13 protein-coding genes, 1 pseudogene and 2 riboswitches are annotated in these 11,572 nt (G+C 29.2%); of the genes and pseudogenes, 12 read left to right on the top strand and 2 right to left on the bottom strand.

Annotated elements, in window-relative coordinates; genetic code table 11:
• Window positions 1–8 precede the first annotated feature (8 nt).
• Both RCG18_RS20470 and RCG18_RS20475 read right to left on the bottom strand, forming a co-directional pair.
• Window positions 9–569 carry a hypothetical protein gene (locus RCG18_RS20470; RefSeq protein WP_308037869.1) on the bottom strand — a complete coding sequence of 187 codons (561 nt, stop codon included), beginning with the start codon at window positions 567–569 and terminating at the stop codon, window positions 9–11.
• A 443-nt stretch (window positions 570–1,012) separates the two neighbouring features.
• The gene (locus tag RCG18_RS20475; RefSeq protein WP_308037870.1) at window positions 1,013–1,777 is read right to left on the bottom strand and encodes a CpsB/CapC family capsule biosynthesis tyrosine phosphatase; all 765 of its coding nucleotides are present in this window, start codon (window positions 1,775–1,777) and stop codon (window positions 1,013–1,015) included.
• Between the two features lie 447 nt (window positions 1,778–2,224).
• Between RCG18_RS20475 and RCG18_RS20480 the strand changes: the two genes are divergently transcribed.
• The 12 genes and pseudogenes from RCG18_RS20480 (at window position 2,225) to RCG18_RS29145 (ending at window position 11,571) form a co-directional block, all read left to right on the top strand.
• A complete protein-coding gene (locus tag RCG18_RS20480) occupies window positions 2,225–2,716 on the top strand; it encodes a LysM peptidoglycan-binding domain-containing protein (protein WP_308037871.1) in 492 nt (163 codons plus the stop codon).
• Between the two features lie 145 nt (window positions 2,717–2,861).
• A riboswitch (cobalamin riboswitch) is annotated at window positions 2,862–3,035 on the top strand.
• Window positions 3,036–3,183: 148 nt separating this feature from the next.
• Window positions 3,184–3,383: riboswitch (cobalamin riboswitch) on the top strand.
• Entirely contained in the window at window positions 3,341–3,481 is a 141-nt protein-coding gene (locus RCG18_RS20485) for a hypothetical protein (RefSeq protein ID WP_308037872.1), read from the top strand. Its footprint overlaps the riboswitch before it by 43 nt.
• Before the next feature lie 145 nt (window positions 3,482–3,626).
• A complete protein-coding gene (locus tag RCG18_RS20490) occupies window positions 3,627–4,406 on the top strand; it encodes a nicotianamine synthase family protein (RefSeq protein WP_308037873.1) in 780 nt (259 codons plus the stop codon).
• Window positions 4,406–5,722: an opine metallophore biosynthesis dehydrogenase gene (locus RCG18_RS20495; RefSeq protein WP_308037874.1), complete on the top strand. Its 1,317-nt coding sequence runs from the start codon at window positions 4,406–4,408 to the stop codon at window positions 5,720–5,722. Before RCG18_RS20490 ends, RCG18_RS20495 begins: the two co-directional genes overlap by 1 nt.
• Complete coding sequence (locus RCG18_RS20500) at window positions 5,709–6,560, top strand: DMT family transporter (protein WP_308037875.1); 852 nt, start codon at window positions 5,709–5,711, stop codon at window positions 6,558–6,560. Before RCG18_RS20495 ends, RCG18_RS20500 begins: the two co-directional genes overlap by 14 nt.
• Before the next feature lie 67 nt (window positions 6,561–6,627).
• Window positions 6,628–8,175, top strand: coding sequence for a nickel ABC transporter substrate-binding protein (nikA, locus tag RCG18_RS20505; protein WP_308037876.1), 1,548 nt, complete (start codon window positions 6,628–6,630; stop codon window positions 8,173–8,175).
• 3 nt (window positions 8,176–8,178) lie between these two features.
• Window positions 8,179–9,126: a nickel ABC transporter permease gene (nikB, locus tag RCG18_RS20510; protein ID WP_308037877.1), complete on the top strand. Its 948-nt coding sequence runs from the start codon at window positions 8,179–8,181 to the stop codon at window positions 9,124–9,126.
• Complete coding sequence (gene nikC, locus RCG18_RS20515; RefSeq protein ID WP_308037878.1) at window positions 9,116–9,913, top strand: nickel transporter permease; 798 nt, start codon at window positions 9,116–9,118, stop codon at window positions 9,911–9,913. Before nikB ends, nikC begins: the two co-directional genes overlap by 11 nt.
• A 13-nt stretch (window positions 9,914–9,926) precedes the next feature.
• The gene (locus RCG18_RS20520) at window positions 9,927–10,304 is read left to right on the top strand and encodes an ATP-binding cassette domain-containing protein (RefSeq protein WP_308037879.1); all 378 of its coding nucleotides are present in this window, start codon (window positions 9,927–9,929) and stop codon (window positions 10,302–10,304) included.
• Window positions 10,265–10,741 (top strand): ATP-binding cassette domain-containing protein, encoded by a 477-nt coding sequence (locus RCG18_RS20525; protein WP_308037880.1) that lies wholly within the window; start codon window positions 10,265–10,267, stop codon window positions 10,739–10,741. Before RCG18_RS20520 ends, RCG18_RS20525 begins: the two co-directional genes overlap by 40 nt.
• A gap of 138 nt (window positions 10,742–10,879) precedes the next feature.
• Window positions 10,880–11,277 (top strand): annotated as a pseudogene (locus RCG18_RS29140) (ATP-binding cassette domain-containing protein); the annotation flags it as partial.
• A gap of 3 nt (window positions 11,278–11,280) precedes the next feature.
• Window positions 11,281–11,571, top strand: a complete 291-nt coding sequence (locus tag RCG18_RS29145) for a hypothetical protein (protein ID WP_374119156.1) — start codon at window positions 11,281–11,283, stop codon at window positions 11,569–11,571.
• Window position 11,572 lies beyond the last annotated feature (1 nt).

An 11,572-nucleotide genomic window follows, 5' to 3' on the forward strand; every position in this document is an offset into this window, starting at 1 on the left:
GATAAATCCTATAACATTCCATAATCAAGAACATATAAATTATTATTTTCATCATATCCAAAAGAATTAATCTTACAATATTCATTTTGAAGTTCAGGGGAATTAGTAACCCACGAACGTTTAAACTTTTCTAGAATGGGAAAAAACCTATCTTCATTTGCAAATTTGAATCCTTTTTCAATATAAGTATATATTGTTTCTGTAGATTCGGTGCTTGTATCCAATGAGTTTAAAAGCTTATGAACAGTTAAATATAGAAATTTACTTTCATATATTGCATACACAGGACACAGTATTTCCTTAAACTCTTGGAGCCGCTCATCATACGATGTGTATAAATCAAATTCGTTAAGACATTGATCTGCACCAACGGGCAAACGAAAACCTGTGGCATCAGATGAGGCCTTAATTATAAAATTATCTATTTTATATACACAACGCATAGATCGTGCTATAATATTTTGCCTAGTTAATTGTCTCAATAAGTGGCTGCTTGTCCTCTTATTACGACCTAATGACATACCATACTGATTTAAAAATTTTTCAGCTTGTTGTAATTCTGTAGTCATAAATCAGTCCCCCTTTTTATCTAGTATATATTCTCTAAAGTAAATATTTTTAAAAAAATTATTCAAAGCTAGAATTTATTTATTTAATAAGTTGATAATTGAATAAATATAAAGATTTTTATTCAATTATTAAATTATTTTGATAAGTAAGAATATTATAATTTATAATAACATAAAAAGAGGGTATTTTAAAAGTCAAAATCTTAACTTTATAAATAATCTTATCCTATGGATATTATCTTCTCTATATAAAAATGATGGATGATAACTTAATTCCATATTATAGTATAACTGAAAAAATAATATATGCAACAATAAATTTATTTGTAAATTAGCTCAAGCTATCTCATTTATACAAAAAAATAAAAATAGGCTTGAATTTTAAATGTATCCAGGCCTAAAATTATAAATATATAGCTAGAGGTGATTTGGGATGTTAACTATTAGGCACCATGATGAGTTAAGGTTCTACCATGCATAAGTCTATTTACAGAGAAATCGTATTTTAACATTCTTATAGACTGATGTTTTGCTATCATATTTCCTATTGTTAATTTTTCTATATCATAATAGTCAAGACAGTGAGTATCAGAGCCTACAGACATTAATATATTATTTTTCTTAAGTTTCTTTAATAATCTGCTTGTTTTCCAAGAATCTATAGAATTAACTACTTCATCAAAGTAGTCATATCCTTCATTTACGTTTAATTCCCAAAATAAATTGTGCTCTTTTAATGTATTGATAACATATCTTAAACCATATATTTTACAAGCGTTTAGTAAGTTTGTATGGGCAAGTCCTATTTTACAAGTTAACTTTGAAGTGTATTTTCCGATTTCACTAAGTTTAACACTGTGTTTGAAGTAATCTATATACTCTAAAAGCACATAATCTAATTTATTAAGATCTTCATAAGGTAGATTATCTAAGTCGCATAATTCTTTATTCATGCATATCTCAATTCCTGCAAGTACTTGAATCTTATCTTTGTACTTTTCTTTCAGCTCGTTAATATTTATTATATAATTTTTAACATCTTTTTTTAGCAATGATTGACATTTATCTGTTTCGAAGTGATCTGAAATACCTATGGTAGTTACAGAATTAACAATTGCATTTTGTATAATTTTTTCAGGTGTGTGTATCCCGTCAGACCAGATGGTATGATTATGCAAGTCCATAAAAGACATTTCGCTTAAATCCATACAGTTGACCTCTTTTCAATTTAAAATATATTCTGAAAATAATCGTTTACAATAATATAATATATCAAATCGTCTAAATTGTAAATGAATTTTGAACAATTAATACAATAGAATATTAAATGATATAATTCTTTGTTAAAGTATTAATGAATTTTATAATTCGCAACAAGAGATTTGTGCAAGATTTCATATTTTATATTGCAAAATATATTTTAAATAAGATTTAATGTAGCAACTTTAGTATTTCTGCATAGTATAATATTAAACGGGAGATGAAAATAAAAGTTTACCGGTAATATTTTTATTATGATATATGAGCAGGGGATATTAGCCCCTGCTCTCTAACATACATACAAATTTTAGAACTAAAAACTTTGTTTTTCAGAACATAAAAATAAAAGTAGAATATACTGATTACTGGTAGTATGTATAAAAGAGGTTAGAGTCTTGAAAATATATGTGGTTAGGCCAGGGGACTCCATATGGACTATTGCAAAAGAAAATGGAGTCAGCACAGAGAGCATTATTAATGCTAATGGGCTTCAAAATTCCACTAAGCTAGTGGTAGGCCAGACTTTGGTTATACCATCAACAGAGAGCGCATATAGAGTTAGACCAGGAGATTCTATATGGTCCATTGCTAGAAAATTTAACGTTGCAGAAAGCATAGGAAATCGAGCGGCTATTGATAGAGCTGCAGCTCGCGGTGCGGAAATAAAATATGATGAGACAGCACAATCGCCTCATTACAACTACTTTGACGACAGTGAAAGAGAGCATGTTGTATGGTTTGAAGATGCCAGAAGTGTTGAGGCTAAATATAAGTTAGTTAATGAATATGGTTTAAGGGGAGTAAGTTACTGGGTATTAGCTCAACCTTTCCCACAGAATTGGCAAGTGTTAGATGATATGTTCCATATTACTAAGGTTATAAAATAAAAAATATAATACTAAACTCATTATAAAAAGTATTTTAGCTAAAAAGATGCTTAAATAAATTTGGCGAATAATTTAGGTTTAATAGGTCAGTTTAATTATTTATATTGACATAATTTAGTATATAACATACAATGTTGTTGTAAAGTTAAATATTAGGATATTAGGTTTATCTAATAATTAAAAGGGAAAGTGGTGAAAATCCACTACAGCCCCCGCTACTGTATACGGCGACAAATTCGTTATCCACTGGATTTATCTGGGAAGGAAGAAAGAGAAAGACCCGTGAGTCAGGAGACCTGCCTTTTATCTTGAATTGCAATCTTTCGGAGGGAGGGAAAATGCATAGAAACTGTTATATTATACTGAATATAACAACATATGTGTTTTTATAATTTGTTTGTTAGAGACTTCGAAAGAAGTCTCTATTATTATATGCTCTTATAAAATCACATAATATGGCAATAAAATTAAATATTTTAGTATTAGGTGCTGCCATTATTAAAAAAATGGGAGTTAAAAGGGAAAGTGGAATGCCACTGCAGCCCTACGCTACTGTGAGGAGGATGAAACCTTAATTATGTCACTAAAATACTTGTGTGAATTTTAGGAAGACGAGGGAGTAAGATGAATCTAAGCCAGGAAACCTGCCTAGTACTTGTTGATTCTTTCGGAGGGGAAGTTGTAAACGGTATAGATATATTTGCTATAGGCAAATATTATTTCTATGATAAAAAACTGAACCTTTATAGGTTCTTTTTTATTTAGAATGTGTATATTCTTCTTTGAATTAGAAAGGAGTTGCTTGAAACAGTATTAATCAGAATATAAAGGTTTAAAATTGGAGGTTTTTAACAGTAAATTGGAAATAACAAATAACACATTAAAGAAAATAAATTTGAGGTGAGCGTGTATGGATAAACATAAATTTTTATTAGATTTAAAGCTATTAAATATAGATCTTAATGAGATTATGAATTTATGTAAAGAACATAATGAATGTTTTACAGTTTTAAAAGACAAGCTTGATTATGTATGTAATTTTATATTAGATGATTCTAACAACTTAAAATGGAATAAATACATGTCAAAAAAAGATTATGATACTTTAATTAAAGAATTGAGAGAATCTACTTCAAAGGCTTTAGGATTTGTTGAAAAATGTCAAGCAAATAACATATTAAATGGTAACTTAGATTCTTTTAAGTATTCTGATGAGTTAAAACTAGCAGTACAAAACGAAATATTAGAATTTGATATAAATAATAAATCAAAAATTCTATTTATAGGTTCTGGAGCTATGCCGATAACAGCCTTTACAATAAGTAATGAAGTTAACTCTGAAATAGTTTGTTTAGATATTGATAACGAAGCGCTTAATCTATCCCAAAAATTATCAGATAAATATGGAATTAAAAACATATCTTTTTCGTCAGAGCACCTAAGTAAATTAAATTTAGATAACTTTAGCCATATCATAATAGCCTCTTTAGTTGAATTAAAATTAGATATAGCAAAATATTTATTAAAAAATATTTATAAAGATACAAAAATTATTTTAAGATATGGAAATAATTTAAAGAGCATATTTAATTACCCTTTAGATGTAAGGATATTGAATAATTGTCAAAAAACAATAATAAAAAATAACAAGTATATTTATGAAAATGTGGTTTTGGAGAAAGCTTTATAATGAGCAAAAATGTATATAGAAATCTAAAAAATACATTAATAGTAGGATCAGGACCGGTAGCAATAAATATGCTGATTAATTTATCTAAAGGGTTTTCTGATGAAATTGGAATGGTTACTAGGGATAGTGATAAAACTACAAAATTTTTTAGAGAATTAAAAGACAATGACTTTACATTGAAAGGAAATGTATCTAAAAGAGAGTTATCTTCAATAGAGGGAAGTTATAAATTACAAAACTTGTATATAGGATGCTCTGATATACAAGATATTTGGGAAACTATTGTGTTATGTATTCCTTGTGATTGCTATATGGAAGTATTAAAAAAATTAGACTTTAGAAAGTTAAAAAAGACAGAAACCATTATTTTAGTATCACCGGAATTTGGATCAAGTATATTAATTTCTAATTATTTAAAAATGTATGAAAGAAGTTTTGAAATAATTAGTTTATCAAATTATTTTGGTGCAACAAAATACACTTCTCCAGAATCATTGTTAAAAATAACAACAAAAGCTTTGAAGAAAAAAATATATTTAGGTTCAACTTTAAAGAATAATTACAAAATACAAGTTATTAAAAACTTTTTTGAAAAAATTGGAATTGATTATGAGGTTTTAGATGAACCATTAGAAGTAGAAAGTAAAAACATAACTGTATTTGTACATCCAGCTTTTTTAATTAGTAGGATTAGCTTAAATAAAGTATTTGATTATGATAAAACAACTAAATATATATACAAGCTATATCCAGAAGGTCCAATAACAATGAAAACTATATCTATTATGCGTTCTTTGTGGAAAGAAATATCTGATGTGTATATTAATCTTAAAATTGAGCCTATAAATCTTCTCAAGTTTTTAAATGATGATAATTATCCTGTACTAGAAGAGTCTATACCTAGGGCAAATATTGATAACTTTATGACGTACGATAGGACAAAACAAGAATATTTGCTATATGTTAGATATTCTTCAATATTGATAGATCCATTTTCTATACCTGATGAGAATGGAAGATATTTTGATTTTTCAAAAGTTTCTTATCCTAAAATCTATAAAGATAATTTAGGAAAATGGAATATACCTAGAATGCCTCTTGAGGACTACAAAAAAATCTCACTTTTATATAGTATTGGAGAAATGCTAAATATAAAGATGGTAAGCACAAAATATTTAATAAATCTGTTTGAGATTTATTTGAATAAATTTATTGAAGATAAAGGTAAGAAAAATATAAATAGCAATATATTTAAAAATGTCAGCATAAATAATGCAAAAATTATAGTTGAGGAGAAATTAAATGAAGATAAATAAAGGCGTTATATTAGCAATAATGTCTTCTTTCACATTTAGTATAATGAACGTTTTGGTAAAGTCTGTTAGCTCCAGCATACCATCTAATGAAATAGCGTTTTTTAGAGGAATAATTGGAGTATTTCTGATATTAATATTAATGAAAATCTCCAATGTAAAATTTTCTAAAGAAGAAAAACCAATGCTACTACTTAGAGGTATGCTTGGTGGTCTTTATATGGTAACGTATTTTTTTGCTATTTCAACAATGAAACTAGGAGATGCAACTATATTAGCACACTTATCTGGCGTCTTTGTGATGATATTTTCGGCAATTTTCTTAAAAGAAAGGTTGCCAAAGAATGCGTGGATATTTATTATTATTATACTATTTGGTGCGATGCTTATAATAAATCCATTTACATATTCTACATATTCTTTTTATGCCATATTTGGACTGTTAAGCGCAGTTTTATCAGCAAGTGCTTCAATTACAATAAGAAAGTTAGCAAAATCAAAAAAGCATCATAATTATGAAATTGTGTTTTATTTTTTAGCAGCATCTACAATAGTAGCAGCTGTATTAATGAAAAATAAGTTTGTAATACCAACAGTAGAAGAATTTGCTTTACTATTCATTCTAGGCGTTGTTTCATTACTTGCACAAATATTTTTAACAGGTGCTTTTGGAAATACTAATGCTGTAATTGTAGAGATAGTAAGATATATAGGGATATTCTTTAATACAGCTTGGGGATTTATTTTATTTAAAGAATCATTAACTATGTATTCTATTATAGGAGGAATACTTATTGTTGGAGCATCTATTATTTTATCTAGGCAAAAATCATTGTCATAAAAAATAATGTGCTTAGAAGATTTTCTATTGATTTATTAAAAATAAATGTAAATAAGGAGGAGAAACTATGAAAATCAAAAAAATTATGAGTGCTATTTTGATAACATCTTTTATAACAGTACCCTTTTTAGGGTGCAGTGCTTCAAAAAATGTAAATAATAATGTAAATAATAAAGAAGGTAAAAAAATTACATATCTTTATGTACATGCTACTAATACGCTAAATCCACATTTGAAAGCATGTGGGAATATGCCTATAAGAGCTGGTATCGTTGAAACACTTGTAAAAATAGATAATGACTTGACTCTTAAGCCATGGTTACTTGAAAGTTGGGAGAGCAAAGATGCAAAAAGTTGGGAGTTTAAAATTAGAAAGGGTATAACTTTTCACAATGGAACTTCTTTAGATGCTGCTATAGTAAAGGCAAATATTGAACATTGTATTAAAGATAATCAAGGTATTGCAAATACATTAAACATTGAATCTATGGAGGCTAATGGGAATATTTTAAAAATCGTTACAAAAAAACCGAATGCAGCATTACCATCAGAATTTGCTCACCCTGAGACAGCAATTATAGATGTAAATGCTCCTAATAAAGATACAAAACCTATTGGTACAGGAGCTTTCAAGGTTGAAAACTTTAAACCAGGTTCGTCAATACAGTTAGTAAAGAATGATAAATATTGGGATGGAGAAGTAAAGCTTGATAAAGTAAGTTTTGAATTTAATCAGGATTCAAATGCAAGGTTTCAAGCTCTAGAATCAGGGAGTGCAGATGTAATTTATAAACCAGCAGTGGAAGTTATAAATAAACTTAAGAAAAACCCAAAGTTTTCAATTGATAGCACACCAGGATTACGTGCAGACATGATAGTATATAATGTTAAAAAGCCAATCTTATCAAACTTAGATTTTAGAAAAGGTTTAGATTCTCTTATTAATAGAAAAGAAATTGTGGAAAACATAATGTCAGGAGAAGCTACTGAAGCATATGGTCCTTTTATGGGAACACTTCCTTTTTCAATAGATTATAAGAAAAATGAATTTGGAGCAGATAAAGCACTTGAGCATTTTAAAAAAGCAGGATTGAATGTAGCTGATAGCAAAGTGTCTAATAATGGTAAACCCTTAAAACTAAAGATAGTTTCATATGCATCCCGAGCAGAACTGCCATTAATAACACAAATTATTCAATCAAACGCTAAAAAAATAGGCTTAGAAATGGACATAGTTTTAGTTGAAGGTGAAAACGTTGACAAATATTTAAAGAATAATAACGATTGGGATTTTTGTGTATATTCCATGCTTACTGCACCAAGAGGTGATGCAGGATATTATTTAAATACTTCAATTATGCCTAATGGCGTTTTAAATCACGGAGGCATAAATGATAGTAAATTAGTAGCTATAATTAATGAATTTAACAGCTGCACAGATGATAAAAAAAGAACTAATCTTGCTAGAGAGGCTACTGCAATAATAAATGAAAACACATATAACTCATATATTGTATATCCAACTGCAACTGCAGCATATAACAAACGTGTTGTTAATTGGAAAACATCGCCAAGTGAATTTTATATGATAACTAAGGATTTGGATGTGAAATAAAGTATGAATAGATTAAGTAAACAATTTGGCAAAATTTTATTATTTCTTTTTCTTCTTTCCTTCTTTAGCTTTATGATTATAAAATTAGCACCGGGAGACCCTGTAATGAACATATTAGGAACACAGGATTTAGCTGCTTCTAACCAAGATATAGAACAATTACGTGAAAAATTAGGACTTAATAAACCTATGCTAGTTCAATATTATGATTGGTTAAAGAACGTTGTTCAGTTTAATTTGGGAAACTCTATAATAACAGGAAAATCCGTTACTAGTCAAATAGGGCACTCATTTTTAAATACAGTTATCCTAGCCTTAGGTTCTACTTTAGTAATGCTAGTTATATCAATTCCGCTAGGAGTAGTCTCTGCCTTTTATAGAAATGGTGTAGTAGATAAAGTGATTAAACTGCTTAATGCTGTAGGGGCATCAATACCAGGCTTTTGGCTTGGATTTTTACTCGTAGACATCTTTGCTACTAAATTAAATTTATTGCCTTCAATGGGGATAGGTGAGATAAAACATATTGTTCTGCCTTCTCTAACTTTAGGAATAACAATGGCACCGCCTTATGTTAGATTACTAAAAGCAAGCCTAGTCGAAAATATGGAGCAGGATTTTGTTAGAGCTGCTTACGCAAGGGGAATTACAAAGAAAAGAATATTCTTTTTCCATATTTTTAGAAAAAGTTTAATACCTTTTATTACTCTCTTTGGAATGAGTATTGGAAGTTTTATGGGTGGAACAGTTGTTATTGAGGTTCTTTTCTCATACCCTGGGCTAGGCAAATTAGCAATAGATTCTATAACAGCTAGAGATTATTCTATAATACAAGGCTTTATTTTATTTACAGGTTTAATTGTATTTCTAATAAATGTTATTGTAGATATGCTGTACCATCATATTGATCCTTCTATATCCGCCAAGGAGGTGGAAGCTGTTGAAGTTTAAATTTGATTTTAAAAGAGTTTTTTTTATTCTTATAATATTAGCAGTGATTATTGGTAAGGTATTTACTCCCTATGATGCTAATTTAGTAGATATTTCAATTAAATTGCAACCGCCTAATGCTGAACATATACTGGGAACAGATAATTTAGGAAGGGATTTGTTTTCACGAGTACTTGCAGGAGCTTGGACGACAGTTGGTACAGGAACTATAATATTGATGCTGTCAATATTAATAGGAGTTCCTATAGGCTTACTATCTGGATATATTGGTGGAAGAGTAGATTGGATAATTATGAGATTTGTAGATGCTTTTCTTGCATTTCCAGATTACATACTAGCGATAGTACTAAGTGGAATCTTAGGTTCAGGTACATTTAATCTAATTCTTGCTATAGTAATTGTAAAATGGGTTCGTTATGCAAGAATTGTAAGAAGTACTGTTCAGTCTGAAAAAATGAAAGATTATATTTTTATGGCCAAGCTTAACGGTATGAGTACAATATCAATACTGCGTAAGCACCTAATACCTCATGTTTTAGGAAATGTTATGGCAGTAGCTACTATAGATATGGGAAAGATAATACTTATGATTGCATCTCTTTCATATATTGGACTAGGAGTACAGCCTCCAAACCCAGAGTGGGGTTCTATGCTTAATGAAGGAAGAAATTTTTTTCAAATAGCTCCTCATTTAATGATTGTACCTGGTCTGGCTATAATGATTGTGGTACTTGCGTCAAACTTGTTTGGAGATTCAATAGCCAAACAATATAGTAATAAAAGTTAAAAGAGGTGACATTATGTCTGTTGTTAATATAAGTAATTTAGTAATTCGTTCAAAGGGAAGATCAATAATAGATAATATAAATCTCTCAATAGAATCTGGAGAATGGTTTGCTTTAATTGGTGAAAGTGGAAGTGGTAAAAGCATAACTGCAACTTCTATAGGATTGTTATTACCTAAAGACTTAGAATTAGTTTCAGGCGAAATTAATATTGGTGGAATAAACATAAGAGATTTAGGTGATGAAGAGCTTAGAAAGATTAGAGGAAAAGAGATTGCGTATATATTTCAAGATTATCAAAATGCATTTACTCCTTTCATAAAGATTGGGAAGCAGATTGATGAAATGATAAAATGCCATGTGGAAATGCAAAAGAAGAAAGAACAAGTATGATTATGGAAGCCTTAAATAATGTAGGTTTGAATGAAAAAAGAGTGTATAACAGCTATCCCTTCCAATTAAGTGGAGGGCAGTTACAAAGAGCAGCTATTGCACAAGCAGTTATACTTAAGCCTAAAATTTTGATAGCCGATGAACCTACTACTGCACTTGATGCAGTTACTGCGGTAAAAGTATTAAGGTTACTGATGGAGATAAAGAAAAAAACAAATTGTGCATTGCTATTTATAACCCACGATTTAAGATGTGTAAAGAACTATGCAACAAGAATAGCTATTATGCATAATGGTAAGATAATTGAAATAGGCAGTAAAGATACAATAATAGCTAACCCTAAACATAGTTATACTAAAAATCTGTTTGCTTCAATCCCTCCTATGAGACATGTACCAGAACGTCTAAAGGTAACAGATGAGTATAGTGTTGTATAGGTCTTAAAAAAGGAGAACAAGTATATGGAGAACATTGTGAATTTAAAAGATAAAGTAGAAGGAAATCTATTAGTAGTAAACGGAGTTGTAAAAAAATATCTTAATGGTCATGTAGCTGTAAATGAAGTGTCCTTTACAATGAAAAAAGGTGAATGTCTCGGTTTGGTAGGTGAAAGCGGTAGTGGTAAAAGTACCCTTGGAAGATGTATTCTTATGCCCCAAAATATAGATAAAGGAGAAGTATGGTTAAATGGAGAATTACTTCATAATATGGAAAAAAATGATTTGAAAGAAAAACAAAAAGGATGCAAGCTGTATTTCAAAACCCAGCTTCTTCAATGAATTCTAAGTTAAAAATTTTAGATTCATTAATGGAACCATTGGATTGTCAAAAGGATATAAATCCTTCATTCCTAAAAGGTATAAGAAATAATAGAAGAAAGTCAGCAGAAGTACTTCTTGATATGGTACAAATACCTTCAAGATATTTAGATTGCTATCCTCATGAGCTTAGTGGAGGACAGAAACAAAGAATTACTATTGCTCGTGCTCTAAGTGTTGAACCATCACTTATTATATTAGATGAACCTACTGCTAGTCTTGATGTATCTATACAAGCAAGAATATTAAACTTATTAAAAGACCTTCAACAGGATTTGGGACTTTCTTATTTTTTCATTTCTCATGATTTGAGTGCAGTTAATTTTATGTGTCAAAAAATGATGGTAATGAAAAACGGTGTAATTGTTGATAGATGTAGTAGGAAGGATTTGTTTAGCAAAGACAGAGATGTCTATACAAAACAACTCCTAGAGGTTTTTGGAGGATAAA

The organism is Clostridium sp. OS1-26 (assembly GCF_030915445.1).
Classification (GTDB): domain Bacteria; phylum Bacillota; class Clostridia; order Clostridiales; family Clostridiaceae; genus Clostridium_AM.